The 24,894-nt window shown below is 66.5% G+C and carries 27 protein-coding genes and 4 tRNA genes; 15 read left to right on the top strand and 16 right to left on the bottom strand.

Features of this window, described 5'->3' with window-relative positions; genetic code table 11:
- Positions 1-28 precede the first annotated feature (28 nt).
- Genes FHT36_RS00985 through ureG form a run of 3 tightly spaced genes read left to right on the top strand, consistent with a single transcriptional unit; the run spans position 29 to position 2,077 of the window.
- Positions 29-742, top strand: a complete 714-nt coding sequence (locus tag FHT36_RS00985; RefSeq protein WP_169120307.1) for an urease accessory protein UreE — start codon at positions 29-31, stop codon at positions 740-742.
- The gene (locus FHT36_RS00990; protein ID WP_246701966.1) at positions 735-1,457 is read left to right on the top strand and encodes an urease accessory protein UreF; all 723 of its coding nucleotides are present in this window, start codon (positions 735-737) and stop codon (positions 1,455-1,457) included. Before FHT36_RS00985 ends, FHT36_RS00990 begins: the two co-directional genes overlap by 8 nt.
- Complete coding sequence (ureG, locus tag FHT36_RS00995) at positions 1,454-2,077, top strand: urease accessory protein UreG (RefSeq protein WP_169120311.1); 624 nt, start codon at positions 1,454-1,456, stop codon at positions 2,075-2,077. Before FHT36_RS00990 ends, ureG begins: the two co-directional genes overlap by 4 nt.
- Positions 2,078-2,114: 37 nt before the next feature.
- On the opposite strand, the gene FHT36_RS01000 is transcribed toward ureG, so the two are convergent.
- Positions 2,115-2,606, bottom strand: coding sequence for a hypothetical protein (locus FHT36_RS01000; protein ID WP_169120313.1), 492 nt, complete (start codon positions 2,604-2,606; stop codon positions 2,115-2,117).
- Between the two features lie 73 nt (positions 2,607-2,679).
- Positions 2,680-3,249: a hypothetical protein gene (locus FHT36_RS01005; RefSeq protein ID WP_169120315.1), complete on the bottom strand. Its 570-nt coding sequence runs from the start codon at positions 3,247-3,249 to the stop codon at positions 2,680-2,682.
- A 226-nt stretch (positions 3,250-3,475) separates the two neighbouring features.
- On the opposite strand from FHT36_RS01005, the gene FHT36_RS01010 reads away from it, so the two are divergent.
- The 3 genes from FHT36_RS01010 to FHT36_RS01020 all read left to right on the top strand — a co-directional run bounded on the left by FHT36_RS01010 (position 3,476) and on the right by FHT36_RS01020 (position 6,272).
- Positions 3,476-4,195, top strand: coding sequence for a TlyA family RNA methyltransferase (locus tag FHT36_RS01010; protein WP_246701967.1), 720 nt, complete (start codon positions 3,476-3,478; stop codon positions 4,193-4,195).
- Positions 4,192-5,412, top strand: a complete 1,221-nt coding sequence (locus FHT36_RS01015; protein ID WP_348644361.1) for an RNA methyltransferase — start codon at positions 4,192-4,194, stop codon at positions 5,410-5,412. Before FHT36_RS01010 ends, FHT36_RS01015 begins: the two co-directional genes overlap by 4 nt.
- Positions 5,413-5,498: 86 nt before the next feature.
- A complete protein-coding gene (locus tag FHT36_RS01020) occupies positions 5,499-6,272 on the top strand; it encodes a queuosine precursor transporter (RefSeq protein WP_169120319.1) in 774 nt (257 codons plus the stop codon).
- A 48-nt stretch (positions 6,273-6,320) separates the two neighbouring features.
- Here FHT36_RS01020 and FHT36_RS01025 read toward each other — a convergent pair whose 3' ends face one another.
- The 4 genes from FHT36_RS01025 to FHT36_RS01040 all read right to left on the bottom strand — a co-directional run bounded on the left by FHT36_RS01025 (position 6,321) and on the right by FHT36_RS01040 (position 8,762).
- Positions 6,321-6,647, bottom strand: a complete 327-nt coding sequence (locus tag FHT36_RS01025; RefSeq protein ID WP_169120321.1) for a hypothetical protein — start codon at positions 6,645-6,647, stop codon at positions 6,321-6,323.
- 23 nt (positions 6,648-6,670) lie between these two features.
- Positions 6,671-7,702 carry a trypsin-like serine protease gene (locus FHT36_RS01030; protein ID WP_169120323.1) on the bottom strand — a complete coding sequence of 344 codons (1,032 nt, stop codon included), beginning with the start codon at positions 7,700-7,702 and terminating at the stop codon, positions 6,671-6,673.
- A gap of 377 nt (positions 7,703-8,079) precedes the next feature.
- Positions 8,080-8,154, bottom strand: a tRNA-Glu gene (locus FHT36_RS01035).
- A 185-nt stretch (positions 8,155-8,339) separates the two neighbouring features.
- Positions 8,340-8,762 carry a VOC family protein gene (locus FHT36_RS01040; RefSeq protein WP_024278979.1) on the bottom strand — a complete coding sequence of 141 codons (423 nt, stop codon included), beginning with the start codon at positions 8,760-8,762 and terminating at the stop codon, positions 8,340-8,342.
- A 66-nt stretch (positions 8,763-8,828) separates the two neighbouring features.
- Between FHT36_RS01040 and FHT36_RS01045 the strand changes: the two genes are divergently transcribed.
- The 3 genes from FHT36_RS01045 to FHT36_RS01055 all read left to right on the top strand — a co-directional run bounded on the left by FHT36_RS01045 (position 8,829) and on the right by FHT36_RS01055 (position 10,786).
- On the top strand, positions 8,829-9,599 hold the full coding sequence (locus FHT36_RS01045) for a Sir2 family NAD-dependent protein deacetylase (RefSeq protein ID WP_169120325.1): 771 nt from the start codon (positions 8,829-8,831) through the stop codon (positions 9,597-9,599).
- Positions 9,600-9,698: 99 nt separating this feature from the next.
- The gene (locus tag FHT36_RS01050) at positions 9,699-10,271 is read left to right on the top strand and encodes a cold-shock protein (RefSeq protein ID WP_246701969.1); all 573 of its coding nucleotides are present in this window, start codon (positions 9,699-9,701) and stop codon (positions 10,269-10,271) included.
- On the top strand, positions 10,271-10,786 hold the full coding sequence (locus FHT36_RS01055) for a DUF192 domain-containing protein (protein ID WP_169120327.1): 516 nt from the start codon (positions 10,271-10,273) through the stop codon (positions 10,784-10,786). The genes FHT36_RS01050 and FHT36_RS01055 overlap by 1 nt, the downstream gene beginning before the upstream one ends.
- Before the next feature lie 10 nt (positions 10,787-10,796).
- Here the strand turns inward: FHT36_RS01055 and FHT36_RS01060 are convergent, their stop codons facing one another.
- Genes FHT36_RS01060 through FHT36_RS01070 form a run of 3 tightly spaced genes read right to left on the bottom strand, consistent with a single transcriptional unit; the run spans position 10,797 to position 12,850 of the window.
- A complete protein-coding gene (locus tag FHT36_RS01060; protein ID WP_169120329.1) occupies positions 10,797-11,345 on the bottom strand; it encodes a chromate transporter in 549 nt (182 codons plus the stop codon).
- Positions 11,342-11,959: a chromate transporter gene (locus FHT36_RS01065; RefSeq protein ID WP_169120331.1), complete on the bottom strand. Its 618-nt coding sequence runs from the start codon at positions 11,957-11,959 to the stop codon at positions 11,342-11,344. The genes FHT36_RS01060 and FHT36_RS01065 overlap by 4 nt, the downstream gene beginning before the upstream one ends.
- A 54-nt stretch (positions 11,960-12,013) precedes the next feature.
- A complete protein-coding gene (locus FHT36_RS01070; protein WP_169120333.1) occupies positions 12,014-12,850 on the bottom strand; it encodes a hypothetical protein in 837 nt (278 codons plus the stop codon).
- Between the two features lie 557 nt (positions 12,851-13,407).
- On the opposite strand from FHT36_RS01070, the gene FHT36_RS01075 reads away from it, so the two are divergent.
- The gene (locus FHT36_RS01075) at positions 13,408-14,262 is read left to right on the top strand and encodes a transporter (RefSeq protein WP_169120335.1); all 855 of its coding nucleotides are present in this window, start codon (positions 13,408-13,410) and stop codon (positions 14,260-14,262) included.
- Positions 14,263-14,451: 189 nt separating this feature from the next.
- Here FHT36_RS01075 and FHT36_RS01080 read toward each other — a convergent pair whose 3' ends face one another.
- Entirely contained in the window at positions 14,452-14,736 is a 285-nt protein-coding gene (locus FHT36_RS01080; RefSeq protein ID WP_169120337.1) for a hypothetical protein, read from the bottom strand.
- Positions 14,737-14,948: 212 nt separating this feature from the next.
- On the opposite strand from FHT36_RS01080, the gene FHT36_RS01085 reads away from it, so the two are divergent.
- On the top strand, positions 14,949-15,095 hold the full coding sequence (locus FHT36_RS01085; RefSeq protein ID WP_169120339.1) for a hypothetical protein: 147 nt from the start codon (positions 14,949-14,951) through the stop codon (positions 15,093-15,095).
- A gap of 29 nt (positions 15,096-15,124) precedes the next feature.
- Here the strand turns inward: FHT36_RS01085 and FHT36_RS01090 are convergent.
- The 5 genes from FHT36_RS01090 to FHT36_RS01110 form a co-directional block, all read right to left on the bottom strand.
- A tRNA-Pro gene (locus tag FHT36_RS01090) sits at positions 15,125-15,201 on the bottom strand.
- Between the two features lie 210 nt (positions 15,202-15,411).
- Positions 15,412-15,487 (bottom strand) — tRNA-Asn (locus FHT36_RS01095).
- 123 nt (positions 15,488-15,610) lie between these two features.
- Positions 15,611-17,461: an ABC transporter ATP-binding protein gene (locus FHT36_RS01100; protein ID WP_169120341.1), complete on the bottom strand. Its 1,851-nt coding sequence runs from the start codon at positions 17,459-17,461 to the stop codon at positions 15,611-15,613.
- Positions 17,462-17,616: 155 nt separating this feature from the next.
- Positions 17,617-17,690: transfer RNA gene (locus FHT36_RS01105), tRNA-Cys, on the bottom strand.
- 84 nt (positions 17,691-17,774) lie between these two features.
- Positions 17,775-18,755, bottom strand: coding sequence for a glycosyltransferase family A protein (locus FHT36_RS01110; RefSeq protein ID WP_169120343.1), 981 nt, complete (start codon positions 18,753-18,755; stop codon positions 17,775-17,777).
- Positions 18,756-19,171: 416 nt separating this feature from the next.
- Between FHT36_RS01110 and FHT36_RS01115 the strand changes: the two genes are divergently transcribed.
- A complete protein-coding gene (locus FHT36_RS01115; protein ID WP_169120345.1) occupies positions 19,172-20,857 on the top strand; it encodes a fibronectin type III domain-containing protein in 1,686 nt (561 codons plus the stop codon).
- Between the two features lie 62 nt (positions 20,858-20,919).
- Here FHT36_RS01115 and FHT36_RS01120 read toward each other — a convergent pair whose 3' ends face one another.
- The gene (locus tag FHT36_RS01120; RefSeq protein ID WP_169120347.1) at positions 20,920-21,363 is read right to left on the bottom strand and encodes a group III truncated hemoglobin; all 444 of its coding nucleotides are present in this window, start codon (positions 21,361-21,363) and stop codon (positions 20,920-20,922) included.
- Positions 21,364-21,605: 242 nt separating this feature from the next.
- Here FHT36_RS01120 and FHT36_RS01125 point away from each other — a divergent pair, with 242 nt between their 5' ends.
- From FHT36_RS01125 to FHT36_RS24270, 3 genes are all read left to right on the top strand, one after another.
- A complete protein-coding gene (locus FHT36_RS01125; protein ID WP_169120349.1) occupies positions 21,606-22,268 on the top strand; it encodes a protein-L-isoaspartate O-methyltransferase in 663 nt (220 codons plus the stop codon).
- Positions 22,269-22,425: 157 nt separating this feature from the next.
- Positions 22,426-23,823, top strand: coding sequence for a TolC family outer membrane protein (locus FHT36_RS01130; protein ID WP_169120351.1), 1,398 nt, complete (start codon positions 22,426-22,428; stop codon positions 23,821-23,823).
- Between the two features lie 656 nt (positions 23,824-24,479).
- A complete protein-coding gene (locus tag FHT36_RS24270) occupies positions 24,480-24,824 on the top strand; it encodes a PopZ family protein (RefSeq protein WP_246701970.1) in 345 nt (114 codons plus the stop codon).
- The last annotated feature ends 70 nt before the right edge of the window (positions 24,825-24,894 follow it).

A 24,894-nucleotide genomic window follows, 5' to 3' on the forward strand; every position in this document is an offset into this window, starting at 1 on the left:
TGCTCGGGTGGCTGTACGGAGTAACCCGATGATCCGCGCCACCACCGTCGTCCGCCGTCCCGCCGTCCGCCCGGAAAAAGTGGCGGACGAGATCACCCTCGATCACCATGCGCGCCACCGCCGCCGCTTCGCCTTCAGGGCGGACGGCGGCCTTTCGTTTCTGCTCGACCTCGACAAGGCGACGGTTCTGGACGACGGCGACGCGGTGAAGCTGGAGGACGGGCGCCTCGTCCGCATCAAGGCGGCCGCCGAGGAGCTGGTGGAGGTCACCACCGCCAATCCGCTCCGGCTGATGAAGGTGGCCTGGCACCTCGGGAACCGGCATGTGCCGGCGGAGATCACCGAGACCGCCGTCTATTTCGTGGACGACCACGTGCTCACGGAGATGGTGCGCGGCCTCGGCGCCGGCGTCGCCAGGGTGACGCGCCCGTTCCGCCCGGAGAAGGGTGCCTACGAGGCGGCGGAAGCCCATGGTGGACACGGCCACGCGCACGAGTCTCATGGGCACGAGCCTCATGAGCACGAGCACCATGGTCACGAACATCACGACCATGACCATGCCCACGGTGACGCCTGCGGATGCGGCCACGACCATGCGCATGATCATTCCCATCATGGCCACGCCCATCACGACCATGAGCACGACCATGAGGACGGCCATAAGCACGAGCACGGCCACGACCATGCCGCCGAAGGTCATGTCCACGGCCCGGGCTGCGGCCACGACCACAAGCATGGCTGACCAGCCCTGCAGTACTCAGGGAGAGGGCACCACGCCTGCTCTGCCCGATCTGCTTCCGCTCTTCGCTTGGCTTTCGCCGTCTTTTCCGGTGGGGGCCTATGCCTACTCCCACGCTCTCGAATGGGCGGTGGAGGCGGGCGACGTGAAGGACGAGGCGAGCCTCGCGGCGCAGGTGTCGGACCTGATGCGGCTCGGGTTCGGCCGTTCGGACGGTATCCTCCTGGCCCATGCTTGGCGGGCGACGATGGCGGAAGGCCGTGCGGCGCTCGGCGAGGTGAACGCGCTCGCCGTCTGCCTCGCGCCGTCCGCCGAACTCAGGCTGGAGACTTGCCAGCAGGGCCGGTCCTTCCTTGATGCCGTCCGCGCGGCCTGGCCTTCCCCTGCGCTCGAGACGGCGGCGGGGGCACTCTCCGGCGAGGTCGCCTATCCCGTCGCGGTGGGGCTTGCTGCAGGGGCGCACCGCATTCCGCTCGGCCCGACGCTTGAAGGCTTCCTGCTGGCGCTGGTGCAGGCGCTGGTGTCGTCGGGCATCCGGCTCGCCCCCGTGGGCCAGACGGCGGGCACCCGTGTCGTCGCCGGCCTTGCACCGGCCGTGCGGGCGCTCGCGGCGGACATTCCCGCTCTCACGCTGGACGATCTCGGCACTGCCACCTTCCGCGCCGATCTCGGCAGCTTTCGCCACGAAACCCAATATACGAGGCTGTTCCGCTCATGAGTTCCGGCAAGAATCCCCTGCGCGTCGGTGTCGGCGGCCCTGTGGGCTCGGGCAAGACGGCGCTGATGGAAGCGCTGTGCAAGGCCTTCCGCGAGCGCTACGACCTCTGCGCCATCACCAATGACATCTACACCAAGGAAGATGCGCGGCTCCTGACCGTGGCCGGCGCGCTGCCGCCGGAGCGCATCCTCGGCGTCGAGACCGGCGGCTGCCCGCACACGGCGATCCGGGAGGACGCCTCCATCAATCTGCGCGCGGTCGCGGACATGAACGCCCGCTTCCCCAATCTCGATCTGGTGCTGATCGAATCCGGCGGCGACAACCTCGCCGCGACCTTCTCGCCCGAGCTGGCCGACATCACCATCTACGTGATCGACGTGGCGGGGGGAGAGAAGATCCCGCGCAAGGGCGGGCCGGGCATCACGCGGTCGGACCTGCTGGTGGTCAACAAGACCGATCTCGCGCCCATGGTCGGCGCCGATCTGGCGGTGATGGAAGCGGACACCATCCGCATGCGGGCGGGTCGGCCCTACGTCTTCTCCTCCATCCGCAATGGCGTGGGCGTGGAGGTGGTGGCCGCCTTCATCGAGAAGGCCGGGGGCCTCGCCGGGGCCGCCTGAGGCGGCAGCTTCAGGCCGCCGGCTTCCCGAGGGCCTCTCAGCTCTTGGGCTTGCAGGCGGTCTCGAACTTGGTGATGGCCGGGCCGATGCCGGAGAGGGAGATGGCCTGCTTGGCGCCCTTCACTTCGATGGTGAGGGTGCCGGAGGCCTTGGTGAGCGCCTTGACGTCGGTCATCTGGGCCGGCGCCTCCACATTCACCGCGTCGCCTTCCTCCATGGCCACCGCCTTGCCGGGGTAGCTCTTCTTCATGCTGCCGGCGCTCAGCACGATGGCGGTCTGGGCGCCGCGCGCCAGATCCTTCGAGCCGATCATGGACTGGACGGTGATGGCGGACCCGTCCTTCTGGCAGAGGAAGAAGATCGCGGCCTTGTCGCTGTCGGGCACGCCGTACACCAAAGCGGCGGTGTCTTCGCTGTCCTGGATGTGCCAGACCATCTTCTCCGCCGGCTTCTCCTGCGCGGGCGCGGCGATGGCGGGGGCCGAGACGACAACCAGGGCGGCGGTGGCGGCGAGAACGGAACGGAGCATGTCAGGGTCCCTTTTGCGGCGGCGGATCATACCGGCTCGATCCAAAAGGGAAAGATGCCAGCCTGCCGTAAAGTTACCTGCGGTCGGACGGCACGGGCATGGCGGTGAGACAGACCCGGCGGAAGTCCGGCAGCTTGGCCTTGGCTCCGGCGAGCGGATAGGTCTCAGTGGCTCCGGGCAGACGCACGACGAGAGTGTCCGCGTCCGAGAAGAGGTCGAGAACGCGGCCGTCCAGCGCAACAGCCGCTTCCACCACCACCTTGCCCTCGGCTGAGCCCCGGAAGGCCGACGCCGCCAGCTCCAGTCGCCGCTTGCCCGCCGCGAGGGAAAGGGCGACGCCGTCGCCGGCCTTCACCTTGCCCGAAGCCACTTCCGCGGTGAACTGGATCAACTGCGCGCCAGGCTGGCAGGAGACGGCGAACACCGGATCTGCAGTGCGGGGCAGGCCGAAGCGCAGCACGTAAGTTTCGTCGACCTTGACAACCATCCAGACCCGGGGGTCCGACTTGGCGTCGGTCTTGGAATCGGATTTCCCGCCGGACTTGCCGGACGATTTGGGCGCAGCCTCGCCCGCAGTTGGTGCGAGCACACATGCCGCAACGATCGCCAGGATCGCGCACCGGCCGTAGAACCATCCACCCATCGCCACCGGGCCTCGCCCCTCGCCGCATGCTCGACAGGATCGGAAACCCGGCAAAGCGCCTCCGGTTTCCGAATCGCAACTGTCGACTGGTGTTTGCGTCCCCCGCAGCCATCGCATATCACGGCCCCCGGCCGCCCGCGACATCGGGCAGGGAGCCCTGCGGCAAAAAATGTTGAAATCCCATTCCCATCCGGCCCCTGACGGCCAACAGGACGCCGGCCGGCGCATGCGGCTCGACCGCCTGCTGGTCGAGCGCGGCCTGTTCGACAGCCGCGCCCGCGCCCAGGCCGCGCTTGCCGCCGGACTGGTGAAGGTGGATGGGGTCGTGGTGGCCAAGGCCTCCGCGGAGATCGACGTCGCCGCGCGCATCGAGGCGGAGGATGTCCACGACTATGTGTCGCGCGGCGCGCTCAAGCTCGCGGCGGGCCTCGACGCCTTCGCCATTGATCCGGCCGGAGCCGAGGCGCTGGACGTCGGCTCCTCCACCGGCGGCTTCACCGAGGTGCTGCTGCGCCGGGGCGCGCGCCGGGTGCATGCGGTGGATGTGGGGCGCGACCAGTTCCACGCCCGGCTCAGGGACGATCCGCGCGTCCGACTGTTCGAGGAAACGGACATCCGCACCTTCGATCACGCCGTGGTGCCGGGCGGTTTCGATCTCATCGTCATCGACGTCAGCTTCATCCCGCTCGCGCTGGTGCTGCCGGCCGCGCTCGCGCTCGCGGCGCCCGGCGCGCGGCTCGTCGCGCTGGTGAAGCCGCAGTTCGAGGCGGGGCGCGCCTTCGTCCGCAAGGGCGTGGTGCGCGACGCGGCGGTGCGGGAGGAGGTCTGCGCCAAGGTGGAGCAGGAGATTGCGGCGCTGGGCTGGCGCCTCATCGGCCGCATCCCGTCGCCCATCGCCGGTGGCGACGGCAATCAGGAATATCTCGTGGGGGCGATCCGACCGTGACCGAGTTCCGCATCGAGCGCATGGGCGCGCAGGGCGATGGCATCGTCCGCGGCCCCTCCGGCCCCCTGTTCGCGCCCCTCACCCTCGCCGGGGAGCTGGTGCGCGGGGAGGTCGATGGCGAGCGCATCCGCCTCGATGCCATCATCGAGCCGAGCCCTGAGCGGGTGGAGCCCGAATGCCCCCATTTCGGCCGGTGCGGCGGCTGCCTGCTCCAGCATTGGGAGAGCGCGCCCTATCTCGCCTGGAAGCGGCAGATGGTGGTGGATGCGCTTGCCCGCGAGGGGATCGAGGCGGACGTGGCCCCGACCATCGATGCCCATGGAGCGGGCCGGCGGCGGGTGATCTTCCACGCCCGTCAGTATGGGGCGCGAACCGTGGTCGGCTTTGCCGAGCGCAAGTCCCACGCCATGGTGGCCATCGACGCCTGCCCCGTGCTGGCGCCGGGCCTCGACCAGGCGCTCCCGGCCGCCCGTGCGGTGGCCGAGGCGCTGGCGCCGCTGAAGAAGCCGCTCGATCTCCAGCTCATCGCCACCGACACCGGGCTGGATATGGACGTGCGCGGCTCCGGCCCCCTGCCGCCCGCGCTCCTCACCGACCTTGCGGTGATCGCCGACCGCTTCCGCCTCGCCCGGCTGACGCGCCATGGCGAACTCGTCATCCAGCGCGAGCCGCCGCGCCTCGCCATGGGCCGGGCCCGGGTGGACCTGCCACCGGCTGCCTTCCTCCAGGCGACGGCCGAGGGCGAGCGCGTGCTGGCGGATCATGTCGCGGCGGGCATGGTCGGTGCCCGCAAGGTGGCGGATCTGTTCGCCGGGGTCGGTACCTTCGCGCTGCGCCTCGCTGAGACCGCCCGCGTGTTCGCCGCCGAAAACCATGCGGGTGCGCTCGCCGCCTTGCTCAAGGCCGGCCACACGCCGGGCCTGAAGGGAGTAGATGGCGAGGCACGCGACCTCTTCCGCCGCCCGCTGATGGCGGCCGAGCTTGCCGCCTTCGATGCCGTGGTGATCGATCCGCCGCGGCAGGGCGCGGAGGCACAGGCGCGCGAGCTTGCGGTCTCGCGGCTCCCGCGCCTTGTCTATGTCTCCTGCAACGCCGCCACCTTCGCCCGGGATGCGGCGCTCCTCGTCGCGGGTGGCATGAGGCTGGAAAGCGTGGTGCCGGTGGACCAGTTCCGCTATTCCGCCCATGCGGAGCTGGTGGCGACCTTCTCGCGCTGAGCCGTCGCGGTGGGCCTTCCCAAGCGGGAGCTGGGCTTGCGCGGCGCTTTGCGGTTTAATGCGGTGCAGCATCGAGGCTGCCCCACATGCTTTCCGACAACACCCCCTTCGGCGTCGATGGCGTCGAGACCCGCGCCGGCATCACGCCGGTGGAGGCGCGCGCCCTCGAAGGCAAGCGCCTGCGCTATTACGATTATTGCATGGTTGCCTTCGCGGTCATCCTGATCTGCTCGAACCTCGTCGGCGCCGCCAAGGTGTCGGTGGTGGAACTGCCTTTCATCGGGCCGTTCGTGTTCGGCTCGGCGGTGCTGTTCTTTCCCCTGTCCTACGTGCTCGGCGACGTGCTGACGGAGGTCTACGGCTATGCCCGCGCGCGGCGCATCGTGTGGGTGGGCTTCGCCGCGTCCGTCTATGCGGCGCTGATGACGGCCATCGTCGTCGCCATCCCGCCCGCGCCGGGCTGGACGGGGCAGGACGCCATCACCAGCGTGTTCGGCCAGACTCCCCGCATCTTCTTCGCCTCCATCCTCGCCTTCTGGTGCGGCGAGTTCGCCAACGCCTTCGTGCTGGCCTGGATGAAGGTGCTCACCCGCGGCCGGATGCTGTGGACCCGCACCATCGGCTCCACCATCGTCGGGCAGGCAGTGGACAGCCTCATATTCTACCCGCTCGCCTTCCTCGGCGTGTGGGACACCCACCTCGTGCTGACGGTGATGGTCTCGAACTACCTGCTCAAGGTGGGCTGGGAAGCCGTGCTCACTCCCGTCACCTACAAGATCGTCGGCTTCATGAAGCGGCGCGAGGGGGTGGACGTCTATGACGTGGGCACGGACTTCACGCCGTTTCGGGTGAAGGTGTGAGGGAAGGCCGGAGCCACGCTCCGGCCTGAAGCGTCTCGCGATCCGTGGTCAGCGCGAGACCTCGCCGTGGCTTAGGATGTTTCGGTCACCGGCGCAGCCTTCGATGAAACCCGTGAAGGTCTTGCCCGCGGTGAAGGCCGTCAGCATCACCGCGGTGACTTCCTTGAAATTGGCCTTGGCGCGTTGGATATGGAAATACTTCGAGCCGCAACGGCCGGCTTTGTCCATTTCCACGACGAAATCGGACGGGTCCGCGAAGACATTGAGAACAGTTCCTGCCGTCACGGTCAGTTGTTGAGCGCCCGCGGACTGGCCGAGGCCGAAGCTGCAGGCGAGCACAATCGCGCAGCCCCAGACGTTTGCATGGGTCGTCATTTCGGTTTCTCCCTGGTTCAGGATTACTCGTCGCTGGTGAGATAGCGGGTGATGGAGGTCAGGCTCGCGGTGGCCGCCGGCGCGGCATCGGCGAGGACGTAGTCGAGGATGAGCGGCAGGGTCGTGGACGCGCATTCCGCGTCAGTCTTGCAGACGGGCGCGCGCATCATGGCCTCGCCAATTTCGCGCACCAGCGGCTCCACCGAGACGTATTGGCAGCCGGAGATGCCCGTCGCCCAGGCCCAGCCCGGATTGGACGCGCCGGCCGGGAGTGGTGCGTTCGGCACGTAGCCCGTCGCGCTGCAGGTGGACTGCACGCCGGCCACCGCAAGCCCGCGACCGTCGCGCCGCCCGACCAGGGTGGGGCCGCCGCTGTCGCCGCCCTGTCCGACCTGAGCGGCCGAGTTCAGGGTCAGCGTGTATCCGTTCGCGCTGATGTCGGAGGGGGTGAACTGGCCGCTGCGGTACGTTCCAAGGCCGGTTGCCTGCTGCGGCGGATTGCGCGGGTCCGCTTGCCCATTGGAGAGAAAGGCGCCGCTCGCAAATGTGCCGAAGCCCTGTCCGTTCTGGATGATGTGGTCCGTTGTCTGAAGTCGGACGCCTGTCCAGCGATCCGGCGCCGTGCCGTCCGGCTCAGCGATATAGGGCAGTATTCCTGCCACCGGGCCGAGATCGCCGAGGCCGAGATAGACCATCACGATGTCGCGGGCGGGCAGGGCGCCGGTGGCCAGGTTCCGGTTGGCGGCGAACTCGTAATAGTCGGACGCCTGCGCGCTCAGCGTTGGATCCCAGGCGGCCGTAATCGTGACCTGATTGGCTGGAAAGGCCGGCGAGCCGATATCGACGCCAGCGGTCGCACCGGCTGGCTCGTTTGTAATGCAGTGGCGAGCGGTGAGAACCCAGTAGCGGTTCAGCAGAATGCCGCTGCATCCGCCGTTGACGATCACGAGCCCCCGCGCCTTGCGGGTCGCCTCATCGAGCGGGTCGCCGTTCACGAGGGGCTGGGTGATCTCGCAGACGCGACCTTCGGAGGTATTCCGACAGTTTTCGCCCACCTGAGCATCCGCCCTGGGACACCCAATGAGGAGGACCAGAAGTATCGAGGTTGCTGTCGCCGTGATCTGGATCGATTTGGATAACATGGATCACATCCCTCGCTGCCATTTCGGGCGCGAATCCGGAGCACTGCTTGCAAGAGGAAGCAGACAGGCAAACCGCTCTTGTCCAAAAGACCCTTTTGAACGAACGGGCGCTCTCTGATCTGTCTTGACTGTCACCCCGCGCGGGATCATCCGCATACCGCAAATGGGGGACACCTTGCGTCATGTCCGAAACGCAAGGCGCGAAGCAGCGACCGGCAAGGGATGCTGAGGATCAAAGCTGAGTCGTGGGGATCAGGACTGAGGGATAGCGTTCGCCGGGAGTACGAAGCTGGCGCGCCCTAGGGGAGTCGAACCCCTCTCTCCACCGTGAAAGGGTGGCGTCCTAACCGATAGACGAAGGGCGCGCGGCCGCTCCGGGGTGTTGGCCACCGGAGTGGGCGCCCTTATAGGGGGCGGGCGGCGTGGCTGCAAGCCTGTGACGGAATTATCCAAAGCCGCGCGCTCCCGCCCCATGGGCGAAAGGCGCGGCCTGGGGGCAGGTGGCCGCCGGCGGGAGGTTGCGGCGGCTCACCCGGGGTGCGTCAGGCGCTCACCATTTGCCGGTGTTGGGCATGGAGGCCCACGGCTCGGCCGGGGGCTTGGGGCCGCCCTTCTGCAGCAGCTCCACGGAGACATTGTCGGGGGAGCGCACGAACGCCATGTAGCCGTCGCGGGGCGGGCGATTGATGGTGACGCCGGAGGCCATCAGGCGCTCGCACAGGCCGTAGATATCCTCGACCTCGAAGGCGAGGTGGCCAAAATTGCGGCCCTCGCCATAGGGCTCCTTGTCCCAATTGTAGGTCAGCTCGATCTCGGCCACGTTCTCCTGGCCGGGAGGGGCGAGGAAGACGAGGGTGTAGCGGCCCTGCGGCACCTCCTTGCGGCGCACCTCCTTGAGCCCCAGCTTGTTGCAGTAGAAGTCCAGCGACTGGTCGATGTCGGTCACGCGGACCATGGTGTGCAGAAAGCGCATCGGGGATCTCGTCCGTATGTGGGGCGCAAGCCGGCGGGCCGGCCGGAGTGAAGTAGCAGGTGACGTATGATCTATGAAGGCGATCTCAAGGGGGCGCAGCAGCGCCTCCGCGAACTTCTGGACGGGTCGGCGCGCGCGGTCGCCTTTACCGGAGCGGGCATCTCCACCGAATGCGGCATCCCGGATTTCCGTTCGCCTGGCGGATTGTGGACGCAGAACAAGCCCATCCCCTTCGACGTGTTCGTGGCCCACAAGGCTGCGCGTAACGAGGCGTGGCGGCGCAAGTTCGCCATGGAGGAGGCGTTCGCCGGCGCGCAGCCCGGCCGCGGCCACAGGGCGCTCGCCCGGCTTCTGGGGCACGGAAGGCTCGCCGGCGTCATCACCCAGAACATCGACGGCCTGCACCAGGCCTCCGGGGTGCCTGATGACGCGCTGGTGGAACTGCACGGCAACGGCACCTATGCCACCTGCCTCGATTGCGGCGCGCGCTACGAGCTCGCCTGGGTGAAGGATCGCTTCGATGCCGCCGGGGGCATCGCGCCCGATTGCCCGGCCTGCGACGGGCCGGTGAAGGCGGCGACCATCTCCTTCGGCCAGGCTATGCCCGAGCGGGAGATGGCGCGGGCCGATGCGCTGACCAAGGTGAGCGACCTGTTCATCGTCATCGGCTCATCGCTGGTGGTGTTTCCGGCGGCGGGATTTCCGCTCAAGGCGCGGCAGAAGGGGGCTCGGCTCATCATCCTCAACCGGGAGCCCACGGAATTCGACGAGGTGGCCGATCTGGTGGTCCGCGCCGAGATCGGGGACGTCCTCGCGCCCTTTGCCGGTGACGGGTGACGAAGGCGCGCGAAGAGGGTGGGCGTTGCGCCATTCAGTTGCTATCCTACCATCTCCGCGGCAACGGGTGCGCCGCCGCGCGTTAGTTTCGGGGTGGTCATGGGGTCTGACGCACTGGGGCTGGGGCCACGGACCGCCGGCTCGGAGGAGGGGACCGAGGAGCCCGCCGGGCTCGTCGAAGTCACCGGCTCCATCAAATGGTTCGATGCGTCGAAAGGCTACGGATTCATCGTGCCGGACGACGGAGGCCCCGACGTCCTCGTTCATGTGACATGCCTGCGCCGCGACGGCTTCCAGACCGCCATGGAAGGCGCCCGCGTGGTGTGCGAGGCCATCCAGCGCGCCAAGGGGCGGCAGGCCTTCCGCGTGCTCTCCCTCGATCTGTCCACCGCCGTCCACACCACGCCGCCCGAGCCCCGCACTCGCACCGTGGTGGAGCCGACCAGCGGTTTCGAGCGGGCGACGGTGAAATGGTTCAATCGGCTGCGAGGCTTCGGCTTCCTCACCCAGGGCGACGGCACGCCCGACATCTTCGTTCATATGGAAACCCTCCGCCGTCACGGCCTCACCGAATTGCGCCCTGGCCAGAGTGTGCTGGTGCGGTATGGCGACGGCTCCAAGGGCCTGATGGCCGCGGAAGTGAAGGCCGACGGCCCCAGCGGGAACAACTGATGCGTCACATTCCGTCGCGGGCCGCCCTGGCGGCCAAGTTTGCGCTCGCGCTCGCGCTTCCTCTGGTCGGGCTTCCGGGTGTCGCCCATGCGGCTGAGGCCGAGTGCGCGCAGATCAAGATCGATCCCAAGCCGGTGCTCGACCCGCTGGAGATCGTCACCGCCAAGGGCGTGCTGGCCTTCCAGGTGGAGGTCGCGCGCACCAACGATCAGCGCACCCAGGGCCTCATGTGCCGCAAGTCGCTGCCCGAGCAGGGCGGGATGCTGTTCGATTTCAAGGTGGACCAGCCGGTCTATATGTGGATGAAGAACACGCTCATCCCGCTGGACATGGTGTTCATCCGCGCCGATGGCAGCATCGCCCGCATCGCCGCCATGACCACCCCGCTCTCCACCGAGACCATTTCCTCCGGCGAGCCGGTGCGGGCGGTGCTGGAGATCGGCGGCGGCGAGGCCCGGCGGCTCGGCATCAAGGCGGGCGACCGGATCGCCCACCCCATGTTCCCGGCGAAATAGGGCTGCGCCCCTAGGTCAGCGTCAGGTAGCCTAGCAGCCCGCCGGCGAAGATGTAGAAGGCCGGGTTGACCTTCGCCCCGATGATCTTCGGGCCGAAATAGACGAGGACGAACACGGCGACGGCGATCAGCGTCGTCTCGGTTCCGGTAATGGCCGTTCGTGCCACGGCGACGGTGCCGGCGGCCATCAGTCCGACGACGATGGGCGCCAGAGCCATCTGCAAGGCGAGCCGCCAGGGCGAGCCGTCGAAATGATTCCACAGGCGGGACGAGCCGAGCGCCAGCACCGACGCCGGCAGGAAGAAGCCGGTGAAGGCGAGGAGCGCCCCCGGCGTGCCGGCGACGTGATAGCCGATGACGATCACCATCAGCATGTTGGGGCCCGGCGCCACCTGCCCGAGGCTGTAGATGTCGCGGAACTGGCTATCGGTGAGCCAGTGGTGGGCATCGATGGTCAGCGCCTTCATCTCCGGCAGCACCGCCGTGCCGCCGCCGATGGCGAGGAGCGACAGGAGCGAGAAGACGCCGAGGACGCTGAGGTCGGTGTGCGGATTGTTCATGGCTCGTCCACCTCTCCACGGCCCGGACGGTAGATGAAGAGGGCCAGGGGCAGCACGGTCAGCAGCACCAGAACCAGCGAGACGTGGAGGAAGCTCACCAGCACCACGGTGATGAGGATGAGCAGGATCTCGCGCAGGTGCTCCAGCTGCTTGTGGCCGATCTGCACCGTCACCGCCGCCAGCAGCCCCACGGCGGCAGCGCCGATGCCGGCGAGGATCGCGTGCATGGCGGGATTGCCGTGGTTCGACACGTAGAAGATGCCGAGCGCGAACACGAGCAGGCCGCCCGGCAGCGTCATGCCGAGGAAGCCGACGATCGCGCCCACCGGGCCACGCAGTCGGTCGCCGACGATGACGCTCATATTGGTGGCGTTGAGGCCGGGGAGGGCCTGCGAGATTTCCAGCGCGGTGAGGAATTCCTCCTCGTCCAGCCAGCCCTTCTCCACCACCAGCGCGTTGCGCAGATAGGCGACCACGCCGCCGCCGAAGCTGATGCCGCCGATGATGAGGAAGGTGATGAAGATTTCCAGAAGGGAAACCTGCGTTGCGGGCGCGCCCTGCGGGGCGCCGGGCGCGGGAGATGGTGCAGGGATCGGCGGCTTGGTGACGCTCATGGATTTTCGCCGGGAGGGTGAAGATGAGCGGGCCGGTGGGGCCCGCCGTGATCCCTATTCGGAGTGGGCGACTTCCTTGGCGCCGATGCCGTAGACCATCGCGGTCTTGGTGGTGCCGAGCTGCACCCATTCGGGCGCCATGTTCTGCACGTCGCGGAAGAAGTCCTCGGAGAGGCGCTTCGCCTTGTCGTTGACCTCGCTGTAGTGGTCGAACTTGGCCTGGAAGGCGAATTCGCCCACCAAAGACTGCTCGGACGCGCGGTTGCGCCAGATGGCGATGGTCGCCTTCGCCTCATAGCCGTGGCCGAAGTCGAAGTGGCCGGGGTCCACCTGGATTTCTTCCACCGCCATGCTGTTCACGAGGTCGATCTGGGAATCCCCGTCCGCATCCACCGCCGACATGGAGGGGAAGATGGACATGATGTTCTTCAATGCCGGGCTGAGGACGGCACCGAGCGAGGTAATGATGCAATTGTGCGAATAGAGCGAGCGGATGCCGCCGAGTTCTTCCTTGAGGGGAAGAATTTCTTCCTTGAACTTCACCTGGACGGCGCCGGTGATGCGCGGGGCCATCTCCACCGCCGTTGCCTTCTGGCGGTCCGGGCTGCGGTATTTCAGGGCTAGTTCATGCTCCGGACGCGGCCAGCCGTCGTCGTAGAACGTCCGCTTCCTCAGAATGAAGGAATTGCGATAGAGGTCGAAATCAGGGGTATCATAGAACAGCACTTCGCGGACTTGGCGGTGAAAAGCGTCCTTGTTGGTGACGACCCCCACCCCGTGCTTCTTGGCAACCGCCTTCACTTCGTTCCAGTAATCCTCAAAACGCTTGGGCGAGTAGAATTGCTGCGGGCGGAGCAGAATCTTGTATTCACGGTAGTGGATGTCGAGCATGGCGTCGTGCTCACCTTGCGTAATGCCGGATTCGTTCGGACCCCAGAATCCGATGAGGCGCACACCTTCCGTCGCCTGCGACCGGATGTCTACTGCCTCGCCAGGTCCTGCCCGCAACCGGGCACCGGCGAACGTTCAAAACTGTTGCGCGAACGTCACATCGCACGCGTTTGCGCTTGATTTGGGCGGATGGATCGCCGGAACAGTATTGCATGCCCTTAAATTGGGCTAACGTTGATACCGCTTCGGCTTCAAGGACCCGGACAAGGGATACCGGTCATCCTCGAAGGTCCCGAGCGGCGCCTGGGCGTCATCCCCGCGCCGCTAAGGTCGTGACACGCTGCCGTTAGCATTCCCCAGTTGATGCCTCTGCACTCCGAGCATTTGCCCGAAGTGTCCACAACGCTCGATCCCGTTCGCGGGCCGGGCCGTGATGTCGTCCAGGGCCTCGACGCCTTGGACCGAAAAGAGAGCGGCGCATTAGCGCCTGAGGAAGCGCCAGCGAAGAGCCCAGCCGTTGGGACGGCGGTGATGGGCTCCGCCTTTCGGAGGAAAAAATGACGACATTCGCAAGAATGGCGGCCGTAGCCGCTTTGTCTGCGGTGGCTCTGCTGCCCGAATCCCTGCCCGCGCACGCCGGTTCCGTGACCCAGCCAGGTGAAACGGTGGGTCTGGCGGCCGGCGCACCGTTGCCGGAAGGCGTATATGCCGTGAACACGGCAGATTATGGCTGCCGCAATACTTCGCCCGACAGCACGTGTGTCGGCGTGGATATTCCGGTTCTGGCCTGGGCGACGCCCGTATTCCTGTTCGGCGGACGGCTTCAGCTTCTGACTGCTGTTCCGGTGGTCGGTGTCGGTGTGCAGAACGGAGACTATACCTCGGGATTCTACAATCCGTTCTTCGCCGCTCAGGTCGCCTGGGATCTCGGAAACGGCTTCGGCTTCAGCTACATGGCTGGCTTCTATCTGGGCGTGAATACCGGGGTGGCCTTCGATTCAACCTCGTTCAACCAGCGCTTTGCCCTGAGCTATACGGCGGATGGCTGGAATCTGACGGCGAACGCCATCTGGGGCATCCAGGCGAATGGCGTGAGCAATACGATCAACCCAAACTTCCTGAACGTCGATCTGACCGCCACCAAGAAGTTCGGCAAGTTCGAAATCGGCCCGGTGGCTTATTACTCCACCGACCTGAACAATCCGACCCCCTTCTACCAGAAGCAGAGCCAGTTCGCGATCGGCGGCCTCGTCGGTTATGACTTTGGCCCTGTGATCTTGCAGGCTTATCTGACCACCGACGTCTATGAGCAGAACTACGGCGGCAACGACACCCGCCTGTGGGGCCGCATCATCGTTCCGCTCTGGAACCCGCCTGCAGCGACCCAGCAGACCGCGCTGCTGCACAAATAAAGCGCGTGAAGCGGCCAGACTTCCTCACAAGGGAGGTCTGGCCCTGCGCGAGGCCGGGCCTCCATCCATGGCCGGCGCGGCCGATCCGCCTCCGTGACGCGAAACGCCGACCCCCTTCGTCGCAGAATGGTCGGCGAGCCCTCGCGCGCGGAGGCGGGGCCGCGCTTGTGCTTCACTGGGTCCCGGTGCCTATTTGGGTTCGAGCGTCTTGCCGATGGAGGTGAAGAACGTCTCCGCGTACCAGCGCATCTCGGCTTCGATGTCCGGCTTGCCCGCCAGTTCGCACTGGTCGACGAGCCCGCTCACGCGCTCGAACATGTCGGCAATGAAGCCGTCCGGGCGATCCTGATGCCCGGCGAGCTGGGTGACGATGTCCCGCAGGATGTAATGCTGCACCATGGTGTGGGCCTGCGTGGTGCCCACCGCCTTGAGCATCGAGCCGAGCCACTCGGCGAGCTCCGTATCCGAAGCCATCGCAATCATCCTTTCCCAAAATCCCGCCCGGCGGCGCAATCCCTGCCGCCTGAGCCTGATACCCGAGACGATCCCGGAAACCGGGTGAGTCGCCTTCAACCGGCGTCGTCTCACCGGCCGGGAAGATTAGCCTCGACCCGGCTCGAGCGGAACAATCGGGAAAGCGGGGGCGTTGCCGCTCCAGTCAGCGAAGCAGCAACAGGAGCAGAAAGATGCCGCGCAATGTCCTCTACGGCGTGATCGTGATTCTCGTCGTGGTCGGCGGGGTGTTCGCCTATCAGGCCTATGAGCGCGACCGGAACACCATGCAGATCGAGATCGGCCCCAACGGCGTGAAGGTGGATCCGCCCGGGCGGTGAAGCGCCGATGCTCAGGCCGCGGCGGAGGGTGGTCGGAGCAGCAGGATTTGAACCTGCGACCCTCTGCTCCCAAAGCAGATGCGCTACCAGGCTGCGCTATGCTCCGACATTCCGCCGAACGGCTTCGTTGCTACATTTTCGGGACGGGGGGCGCAAGGGCCCGCCGGCCACCCGAGAGGGTGAATGAAACGCCTCTGCCGTCGATCCACACAAGACAGCCTTCGAGCGCGGTCGCCAGAGCGCGACGGTTCGTGCGCTTCTGGCGCGTGAGTCGCCAAGGGCTGGCAGGAAAGGGGCGGCGAGGTGGAGGTAAAAGTGGCTCCCTGAGCAGGACTCGAACCTGCGACCATTCGATTAACAGTCGAACGCTCTACCAACTGAGCTATCAGGGACCGTGGGTCTCGCGACCGAGGCCGGCGATATAGCAACCACATCGCCGCTTGTGAAGCCGTAAGACGCGCTTTTCCGGGGGAAGTTGCCGCACCGGCGCGCAAAGTGCCGCCGGTGCTGGATTCTCAAGCCCTCAACAAATCGCCGTCCGGGCCGGACTCCACCGCGCTGTCCACGCTTAAGTCGGCATTTCCGCTCTCGTGGGCAAACTGGGCGAAATAGAATCCATAATAGCGGCCGCGACGGGCGATCAGCTCGTCGTGGGTGCCGCTCTCCACCACGCGGCCGCCCTCGATCACGCAGATGCGGTCGGCGCGCACCACGGTCTGGAGCCGGTGGGCGATGACGATGGTGGTGCGCTCGTGCGCCAGTTCCGCCAGCGCCTTCTGCACCTCGGCCTCCGATTCGGAGTCGAGCGCAGCGGTGGCCTCGTCGAGGAGCAGGATGGGTGCGTTCTTCAGGAAGGCGCGGGCGATGGCGATGCGCTGGCGCTGCCCGCCGGACAGCTGCGCCCCGTGCTCGCCCACGAACGTGTCGTAGCCGGTCTCGAAGCCCATGATGAAGGGATGGGCGTGGGCCGCCTTGGCCGCCGCGACGATCTCCTCTTCCGAGGCGCCCGGCCGGCCGAAGCCGATATTCTCACGGATGGTGCCCGAGAACAGGTAGACGTCCTGGCTCACCAGTGCCACCGAGGCCCGTACGGACGTGCGCGAGACGGTGCGGGTGTCCACGTCGTCGATCAGCACGGCGCCGGACTGGGGATCGTAGAAGCGCTCGATCAGGTTGATGATGGTGGTCTTGCCGCCGCCGGACTGGCCGACCAGCGCTGTCGTCCGGCCGGGCTCCGCAACCAGGTCGAGGCTGCGCAACACGTTCTCGCCGGGGCGATAGGCGAACACCACGTCCTTGAACTCCACCCGTCCGCGGGGGCGGGGCAGGGCACCGACGCCGGGGGAGTCGGCGTCGGGGGCGGGCGCGTCGAGCAGGTCGAACAGCATGCGCGCGCCCATGACGTGGCTGACCAGCTCCACATGCAGACGCGAGAGCCGCTTGGCCGGCTCATAGGCCAGCAGCAGGGCGGTGAGCACAGAGAAGAACTGGCCCGGCGAGCGGCCGAGCTCGATCACATTATATCCCGCGTAGAGAATCACGCCGCCGATGGCGAGGCCGCCCAGCGTCTCCATGAGGGGGCTGGACTTGGCCTGGGTGCGCACCAGGCGGTTGGCGTTGATCTCCACGTCATCGATGAACTTGTGGGTGCGCTCCCGCATCACCGGCTCAAGCGTGTAGGCCTTCACCGTGCGGATGCCCTGGAACACCTCCATGACGATGGAGGACAGCTTCACGCCCGAGGTGAAGCCGGTGGTGAAGATGGTCTTGGCCTTCTTGATGAGCTTGCGCGTGCCCAGCACCGCCGCCGGCATGACGACCAGGGCGATGACGGCCAGGAAGGGATCCTGCACGAAGGCGACGCCGGCCAGCATCACCAAGGACAGAGCATCGCGGCCGATGCTGGTGACGATCAGGTCCAGCGCGCCACGCGCGCCCGCGGCGCCTGCGGTGAAGCGGGTCGTGATTTCTGCCGTATGGCGATGGCCGAAATAGGCGGCGTCCTGAAGCATCAGCCGGTCGAAGGCGCGCTTCTGGTTGTCGGCCACCACCCGGTTGCCGATGCGGGCCATGGTGATGCTCTGCCCGTAGGCCGAGGCGCCCTTGATGATGGAAAGCACCATCACGATGCCCGACACCGCCCACACCGCCGCAGGGGTGGGGTGCACGAAGATGGCGTTGACGGCATCGTTCATCAGATAGGCGAGGCCCGCCGTGCAGGCGGCCATGGTGCCCATGAAGACGAAGGCCAGCACATAGCCCTTCCAGTGCTTGCGGCCGTCGGACAGGAGGAGGCGCCGCAGGACGGCATTGGTCTCGTCCGAAGTGGGAGGAGGCCCGTGGCGCTGGGCGGCTTTCGCGTTCATGTACATCTCCGGCGGCGTCCGGATGCGGGACCGCTTCGGTGTCCCCATGAACTGCCAGCAAGAGGCTAAGTCAACTTTCCGGCCCGAAAGCATGCTGCAGCGCACCGCCGCGAACCGGGCGGAAGCTGGCTATCTGACTTGGCTTTCAGGGAAACTGGAGGCCACGCCCGGAATCGAACCGGGGTGCACGGATTTGCAGTCCGCTGCGTAACCACTCCGCCACGTGGCCTCACGAGCGCGTGTTCTTAAGGCGTTCGCCTGAACCACGCAAGCGTCGCTTCGGATTGTCCCCCGTCTTCGCGAACGCAGCGGATCAGCGCAGGGCGTGCCGCAGCAGCCGGCGGGCGACGCTGGTCAACGGCCCGGCCAGCGTGGCCTCGATCAGGGGACCCACAAGCCTGATCCGCATCTGCACCCTCTTCTTCATGTAGGGCGCTACCGTTTTCAGGTCGTCCCAGGCGCGGAGGGCGCGGTCGAAGTCGGCGGCCTTGGAGGCCTGCAGGAACTCGCTGCGCAGGATGCTGGTGAAGCGGGGGGCAATCACGTCCCGGCGCCAGAACAGCCCGAGTCGGGGTTCATCCGGATGCGCCTCGATGAGCTTATGGAAATAGATCATCCGCGAGCGGGCCATGCGGGCGCTGAAGGAGGTGGATTCCGGATAGATGCGCCACATGGTGACAGACTTGTCGAGATAGCAGCTCTTCACGCCCATGGAGTAGAGGCGGACGAACAGGTCGTCGTCCTCGTAGCCGGACAGGCGCTCATCGAACAGGCCAGCGTCGAGCATGGCCTGCCGGTCCACCAGCGACGCGCCGGGCAGGATGAACATGTCGTGTTGCAGGCACTGCATCAGGGACCGCTTGGGATGCGGCGTGGGGACCTGATCCAGACAATGCTCGGTAATGAGCCGGCCGTTGCGGTCGATCTGGTCGAGGTTGCCGTAGACCAGCCCGAGCCGACGAATCTCGGCGTCGACGAACGGCTGGTGAAGCGCCGCCAGATGATCCTCGTACCAGACGTCGTCCTGATCCAGCAGCGCGATGTGGGAACACGTGGTCGAGCGGATTGCCAGATTGCGCGCGGATGACTGCCCGCCGTTCGGCTTGTGCATCAGGCGCACGGGATGATGACGCGCGATCTCCTCGACGATGGCGGGGCCCTCGTCGGTGGAGCCGTCGTTGACGACGATCACTTCATCAGCCGGTCGGGTCTGGGCCAGTACGCTGTGGAGCGCCGCTCCGATGAACGGCTCTCCATTATAGAGTGGAATGACCGCAGCAATCGTAATCGACAATCGGCGGCTTCCTCGTCAGCGCTCACAACGGTGAGCCTTTTGCCCCTAGTCCCCTTTTACCCAAGGGAAGAATGTGCGTCGAGGGGGCGGGTGGTTCTGAGTACCTCATCGGCCGGATTCATCTGGTTTAAAACGAACTCCAGCGCTCCCCGGCAGAGGTGCGTGCCATTGTAAAGTGGAATCACCCTCAAGACGGTTGCGGCGAGGCCATGAATGCAACCAGATCCTCGCTGCACATATAGATTGCAGCGTCCGAAGGTATCGAAATGGCAAATGGCGGCCATGGGCCATAAATCCAAGGCGAGATCTCTTCGTCGCGCCGGGCGTTACTAAGCCGCATCATTTTCAGCTATCGACACAAGCGTGGAGTGCCCTATACCGGTACCGCCCAAAGGGCTGTCAAATTGGGGGCTGCCATGAGGATTCTTCACGCCACGTCCATCGCACTGGTGTCCGCCTTCACCCCATGGCTTGCAGGATCGGCATGGGCCCAGTCCTGCCCCGCAGCCTGGAACTCGTCATCGGTCTACACGGCCGGCGCGCAGGCCAGCGAAAACGGCATCATCTATCGCGCCAATTGGTGGACCCAGAATCAGGACCCCGCCACCAACAACGGTGGACCAGGCACCGGGCAGCCGTGGACGCAGTCCGGATCCTGCTCTAATTGCACCGCCGTGCCGCCGGTCCCCAAGGGCCTCGCCGCATCCGGCACCACCGGCAACGCGACGACGCTGACATGGACCCCGGTGACGGTGTCGAACTGCACCATATCCGGCTACCAGATTTACATGAATGGCGGCCTGACGACGACCTCGGCCGGCGCCAGCGTGACGGTGTCGGGCCTGACGCCGCTTACCTCCTACAGCTTTGCCGTTGCAGCCGTGGATTCGGTCGGCGCTTCGGCCAAATCGGCGCCGGTCACCGTCACCACCCTCAGTGGCCCGCCGCCCAGCACGGCCAGCACCGGGACGATCAATTTCCATCTGCTGCTGGGTGTCGGTACCGCCCAGGACTCGCTCACCCTCACGGGTGGGAATTACGACGACCTGATCATGTCGAATATCGTCGCCGGCGTCCTGCTGGGCCACCTCATCGATGAGGGCTTTCCTGGCATCCAGTACAACAAGGATTATCTCTACGGATCCATCTTCGCGCAGCTGCTGCAGGAAAATATCGCGACTCAATACTACAAGTCGAGCAGCGACCTCATTGATCCGAATGCAAACCAGCAGGCGGTCATGGGCGTCGGCCAGGGTGGTCCCTACCAGATCAACAACTATGCCGCCGACATGGTTTCTGGCAGCTACCAGCCCAAAGGCCATTCGCTCATAAATTATGTGGCGATCCAGAAGAACATCGGCTTCACCATGGCCAATGCGGCCACACAATACACCAAGGCGACGCCGGCCTCCTTCAATAACAAATATTACGGCCCGGCCCTGGTCGCGTACTTCCACTACAACGACCTTGTCGCGCTGAACGTCACCGGAAAGGGCGAGGGGGGCTGGACCACCCCGTGGGAGCCGGCCTTCGATACGGCGCTGAAGAACTTCACGACGCTGCCGAACAGCTTCCTCGATGTGATCCTGAACGTCGCCTACAATCAGGGCTTCTACGGGCCGCTTGTGTCCCGCTACAGCACTCTCGGCGCCACGGCGACGGCTGCCACCGTGACATCGGTGAACAGCTACACTTCGGCCTGGGGAAGCTCGGATACCTACGTTCAGTACCCGTATCAGGTGCATTATTATCTGGACCAGCTCTACAACAACCCGATCCCCACCACGAGCCCGTCCCTGAAGATGACGCCGACCAACAGCGTCGTCTTCAACATGAGCGCGCTGGCCAACGTTTTCTCGCGGGTTGCCCAGACCCTGTCCTATTCCAACGGCACGAACCCTGCGCAGTTCTACACCGCAGCGCAGGCCAGCGCTGCGTTCTCGTCGGCAATGACCAAGCTCAAGGTTGCAAGCTCGGCCAAGCTTGACCTGAGCAAGGCGTCGGCCCGGGCGACCATCTTCTCGGTCATCGACGCGGCGCTTTCCAACCTCGAAGCCACGAGCGGCATGAAGTTCATCAGCACCACCGACAAGCAGCTCTGATGCGCGCCCGGAAGGCGGGAAGCGGGTTCGCCCGCCGCTCCGCCTTCCGCTCAGCCGTTGCCTTAGGGGAGAATCCGCGTGGTGTCCTCGCCCTTGTGGAAGCCGATGGCGAGCCGGAAGGAATAGGCCATCCGCTCGGCATGGGCGATGGCCTGCTGGGCCGCGTCGGGCGGCAGCACCTCGAGGGCGGTCGGGCGGAACAATGCGAGCCAGCGGGCGAACTGCGGTTCGCCCGCATCGCTGCCGAGCGCGAGGTGCGGCGGCAGGGGGCGGCCCTCATAGCGGCCGGACTTCAGCAGCACCGAGGACCAGAAGTCGCACATCTTGGCGAGATGGACCGGCCAGGCCTCGTCGGCGATGCGACCGCCGAAGATGGGGCCGAGCAGGGCGTCCTTCTGCACGCGCGCGTAGAAGGTGTGGACCAGACGATGGACCGCGGCTTCGTCGAGGCCCTCGGGTCGCGGATCCTGCGATGCGGGAGGGGAGGGGATGTCGGTTGCCGTCATGCGTCGCGCCTCCTCGGCAGCGGCCGGCGCGGGGATCGACCCGCGCCTTTTCAGGGTGTAGGACACTCTCGCCGCTGCCGGCCCGGAACCATGCGACTTGCGGCCACATGAGCCCGTCCGCGCTGTCGCCGTTCCCGAGGGGCGCCTTGCAAAAGGGGCGGCAATATGGCTCTTGAGCCCGACGGCACGGGACACGCCTCCGCTGAGCGCCCCGGGCCAAGGGGATGGCCGGAGACGGGAAAATGATCGATTACGTCGAGCTGCGCCGCGGCATGGTGGATAGCCAGGTGCGCACCAACAACGTCACCGACCCGGGCATCGTCGGTGCGATGCTCGAAATCCCCCGCGAGCTTTTCGTTCCGGCCCAGCTCAAGTCGCTCGCTTATATCGACGACGACCTCGCTCTGACCTCCGGCAGCCCGACCCGCTACCTCATCGAGCCCATGATCCTCGCGCGCCTCATTCAGGAGGCGGACGTCCAGCAGCATGACCACGTGCTCGATATCGGCGGCGGCACCGGCTATTCGGCCGCCGTTCTCTCCCGCCTCGCCCAGCAGGTCGTGGCCGTGGAAGAAGATGCCGGCCTCGCGGCCACCGCCACCGCCACGCTCGCCGAGATCGGCGTCGCCAACGTCGCGGTGATGCAGGGGCCGCTGAACGCGGGTTGGAAGGCGGAAGCGCCTTACGACCTCGTCCTCCTCAACGGCTCGGTGGACGAGGTGCCGGCCGCCCTGTTCGATCAGGTCAAGGAAGGCGGGCGCCTCGTCGCCGTTGTCGGTCACGGCGGGGCAGGCAAGGCCTGCGTGTTTACCAAGGTGGCAGGTTCCGTGAGCGAACGGGTCGCCTTCAACGCGGCCGTTCCCGCGCTTCCCGGCTTCAAAGCCGCGCCCCGCTTCACTTTCTGACCACTGTGGCGCGTTTGCCGCGGTAGGCCGAAAACGCCGCTTCCATCGAACCGATCGGTTTCGGATCGGGAGCGGGACCGATATCTTACCGAAAAGTTACCGCGCGGCAGAGTCGGTGCGGCGAGTCTGCATGGCCGTGTCGGATCGGGAGATTGGGATGTCGGTTGCAAAGCGCATTCGCCGAAGCGGTGTTGCATGTTTGGCGGGCGTCAGTGTCTTTGCTTTGGTCCTGGGTGCATCGGGTGTCGCGTCTGCCCAGTCGCTGGATCAGGCGCTGGCAATGGCCTACACGAACAACCCCACGCTGAACGCCCAGCGCGCCGGAACCCGCGCCACGGATGAGACCGTGCCGCAGGCGCTGTCCGGCTATCGCCCGACCCTGAACGCCACCGCGCAGGCCGGGCCGGAATTCGCCAAGCAGCAGGCGTCCGGCGTCAAGACCAACGGGTGGCTCTGGCCGCGCGCGTTCGCGCTCAATGCCGCCTACACGCTGTTCAACGGCTTCGTCACCGCCAACCAGACCCGCAACGCCGAATCGCAGGTGCGCGGATCGCGCGAGACGCTCCGCAACACCGAGCAGTCGGTGCTTCTGAACGGTGTCACGGCGTACATGAACGTCATCCAGGCGATCGCCCTCCTGGAATTGCAGAACAAGAGCCTCGCAGCGTTCCAGCAGGAACTGCGCGCCACGCGCGACCGCTTCAACGTGGGTGAGGTGACCCGTACGGACGTGGCCCAGGCTGAAGCCCGGGTCGCGGACGCGCAGTATCAGGTGAGCCAGGCCGTCGCGAACCTCTCCACGGCGAAGGCGAACTATCGGCAGGTGATCGGCGTCGAGCCGGGCAAGCTCACCACCCCGCGCTCCATCGAGGGCACGCTGCCGGTGTCGGTGGACAAGGTGATTTCCACTGGCCTCAGCAGCCACCCGGCCGTCAAGGCGTCCGAATTCGCCGTGGACGCGGCGATGTTCCAGGTGAAGGTCGCCGAGGGTGGCCTGATGCCGAACCTCTCGCTGCAGGGCCAGCTCTCGCAGTCCTACGACCAGAACTTCTCGGTCGACTCCCAATCCGGCGCGGCGATGACGCTCAATCTCTCGGTGCCGATCTACCAGGGCGGCGTCGAGTACGCGAACATCCGCCAGGCCAAGGAATTGCTGACGCAGGCGCGCATCGAGGTGGACGTCAACCGCGACACCATCCGTGCCCAGGCCGTGCAGTATTGGGGTGCGCTCGAGGCCGCGAAGGCGCAGATCCAGGCGGCGCAGGCCTCCGTCGCCGCCAACACGCTGGCCCTCGAGGGTGTCCGCGAGGAATGGCGGGTCGGCCAGCGCACCACCACCGACGTGCTGAACGCCCAGCGCGACCTGACGAACTCCCAGTCGTCCCTCGTCGTCGCCCAGCGCGACCGGGTGGTCGCGGCCTACGCGCTGGTCTCCACCATCGGTCGGCTGGATGCGCTCTCGCTGGGCCTGAAGGTGAATTATTACGACCCGCGCGTGCACTACAATCAGGTGCGCGACAGCTGGGCCGGTGTTCGCACACCTGACGGAAAATAATCCCCAGACCGCCCCTGCGACAGTTGTTGCTGCCAACTGAGGCGGTGCCATACTCCCTCTACAACTGGCGATTCTCGCCGTCGGCCTGTAGGCGCGCATAATTGCCGCTTACGGATGTCCGACGGCTCGTCTTCGGCCGAGGTCGGGACATGGCTGCGAGCCCCAAGGTGCAGGAACCGTCGATGGAGGAAATTCTGGCTTCCATTCGCCGCATCATGGCGGATGACGAGCAGCCGGCCCCGCATGCGGAGGCTGCGCGTCGCCCCGAAGCTCCGCCGTCCAGCGATGGTCGCCCGCGCCGTCCGCCGGAAGCCCGCGTGGTCGCGCAGCGGCAGGCGCCCACTGAGCCGCCGCCCGTTCCGCGCCGTCCGGCCCCCCAGCGGGAGGCAGCGCCCTCCGCCGCCTATGCGCCGCCGCAGAGGCCCGCCCTCCGTCCGGCCCCGCCGCCGCGTCCCGTCGGCGAGCGTCCCGCGGCAGAACCAGCTGCAAGGCCGCAGCGTCCCTGGCTCGAAGACCAGGATGAGGCGGCCTTCGCCGAGGCCGCCGCTGCGCTTCGCCAAGCGCGCCATGAACCCCATCCCGAGCCGCAGCGCGCAGAGCCGCGTCCGCTGCGCCCGGTTCCGCAGCCGACCTATCCCGACCACGGGGGCGAGGAGATGGAAGACCGCCACGAGGCCGCCGCCCCCCAGCCGCGCCCCATGCGCCCGCAGCCGGCCTCGTCCGCGTTCGAGGATCATCCGGCGCAGCCCGCCGGCGATGGCCATCCTGCGGAGACGGTGCGCCGCCGCGATCTACTCTCCGCCAATGCGGATGCTGCCGTGATGGCCGCCTTCCGCAATCTCGGCGATGTGCTGCTGCCGCAGAAGGAGCGCACGGTGGAAGATCTCGTGAAGGAGATTCTCCGCCCCATGCTCAAGGACTGGCTGGACGCCAACTTGCCGACCATCGTCGAGGATCTTGTGCGGGCCGAGATCGAGCGCGTCGCCCGCCGCCAGCGCTAGGCGCGGGCCTCTCCACCCACCTCTCTTTCCATTCCCGTGCGGCCGGCGTGTTGACGCCGGACCGTGCGTC

The organism is Xanthobacter sp. SG618 (assembly GCF_012932745.1).
Taxonomy (GTDB): Bacteria; Pseudomonadota; Alphaproteobacteria; order Rhizobiales; family Xanthobacteraceae; genus Xanthobacter; species Xanthobacter flavus.

Excerpts from the sequence above, each read along its gene's own strand:
- FHT36_RS01120 (WP_169120347.1), bottom strand. The coding sequence starts at position 21,363 with ATGACGGCAACCGACATCCCCTCCCCTCCCGCATCGCAGGATCCGCGA.
- FHT36_RS01130 (WP_169120351.1), top strand. The coding sequence starts at position 22,426 with ATGTCGGTTGCAAAGCGCATTCGCCGAAGCGGTGTTGCATGTTTGGCG.
- FHT36_RS01070 (WP_169120333.1), bottom strand. The coding sequence starts at position 12,850 with ATGCTCGACATCCACTACCGTGAATACAAGATTCTGCTCCGCCCGCAG.
- FHT36_RS01115 (WP_169120345.1), top strand. The coding sequence starts at position 19,172 with ATGAGGATTCTTCACGCCACGTCCATCGCACTGGTGTCCGCCTTCACC.
- FHT36_RS01125 (WP_169120349.1), top strand. The coding sequence starts at position 21,606 with ATGATCGATTACGTCGAGCTGCGCCGCGGCATGGTGGATAGCCAGGTG.
- FHT36_RS01055 (WP_169120327.1), top strand. The coding sequence starts at position 10,271 with ATGCGTCACATTCCGTCGCGGGCCGCCCTGGCGGCCAAGTTTGCGCTC.
- FHT36_RS01010 (WP_246701967.1), top strand. The coding sequence starts at position 3,476 with ATGCGGCTCGACCGCCTGCTGGTCGAGCGCGGCCTGTTCGACAGCCGC.
- FHT36_RS01060 (WP_169120329.1), bottom strand. The coding sequence starts at position 11,345 with ATGAACAATCCGCACACCGACCTCAGCGTCCTCGGCGTCTTCTCGCTC.
- FHT36_RS01005 (WP_169120315.1), bottom strand. The coding sequence starts at position 3,249 with ATGGGTGGATGGTTCTACGGCCGGTGCGCGATCCTGGCGATCGTTGCG.
- FHT36_RS01040 (WP_024278979.1), bottom strand. The coding sequence starts at position 8,762 with ATGCGCTTTCTGCACACCATGGTCCGCGTGACCGACATCGACCAGTCG.
- FHT36_RS00985 (WP_169120307.1), top strand. The coding sequence starts at position 29 with ATGATCCGCGCCACCACCGTCGTCCGCCGTCCCGCCGTCCGCCCGGAA.
- FHT36_RS01045 (WP_169120325.1), top strand. The coding sequence starts at position 8,829 with ATGATCTATGAAGGCGATCTCAAGGGGGCGCAGCAGCGCCTCCGCGAA.
- FHT36_RS01050 (WP_246701969.1), top strand. The coding sequence starts at position 9,699 with ATGGGGTCTGACGCACTGGGGCTGGGGCCACGGACCGCCGGCTCGGAG.
- FHT36_RS24270 (WP_246701970.1), top strand. The coding sequence starts at position 24,480 with ATGGAAGACCGCCACGAGGCCGCCGCCCCCCAGCCGCGCCCCATGCGC.
- FHT36_RS01075 (WP_169120335.1), top strand. The coding sequence starts at position 13,408 with ATGACGACATTCGCAAGAATGGCGGCCGTAGCCGCTTTGTCTGCGGTG.
- FHT36_RS01065 (WP_169120331.1), bottom strand. The coding sequence starts at position 11,959 with ATGAGCGTCACCAAGCCGCCGATCCCTGCACCATCTCCCGCGCCCGGC.
- FHT36_RS01000 (WP_169120313.1), bottom strand. The coding sequence starts at position 2,606 with ATGCTCCGTTCCGTTCTCGCCGCCACCGCCGCCCTGGTTGTCGTCTCG.
- FHT36_RS01020 (WP_169120319.1), top strand. The coding sequence starts at position 5,499 with ATGCTTTCCGACAACACCCCCTTCGGCGTCGATGGCGTCGAGACCCGC.
- FHT36_RS01025 (WP_169120321.1), bottom strand. The coding sequence starts at position 6,647 with ATGACGACCCATGCAAACGTCTGGGGCTGCGCGATTGTGCTCGCCTGC.
- FHT36_RS01100 (WP_169120341.1), bottom strand. The coding sequence starts at position 17,461 with ATGAACGCGAAAGCCGCCCAGCGCCACGGGCCTCCTCCCACTTCGGAC.
- FHT36_RS00990 (WP_246701966.1), top strand. The coding sequence starts at position 735 with ATGGCTGACCAGCCCTGCAGTACTCAGGGAGAGGGCACCACGCCTGCT.
- ureG (WP_169120311.1), top strand. The coding sequence starts at position 1,454 with ATGAGTTCCGGCAAGAATCCCCTGCGCGTCGGTGTCGGCGGCCCTGTG.
- FHT36_RS01085 (WP_169120339.1), top strand. The coding sequence starts at position 14,949 with ATGCCGCGCAATGTCCTCTACGGCGTGATCGTGATTCTCGTCGTGGTC.
- FHT36_RS01080 (WP_169120337.1), bottom strand. The coding sequence starts at position 14,736 with ATGGCTTCGGATACGGAGCTCGCCGAGTGGCTCGGCTCGATGCTCAAG.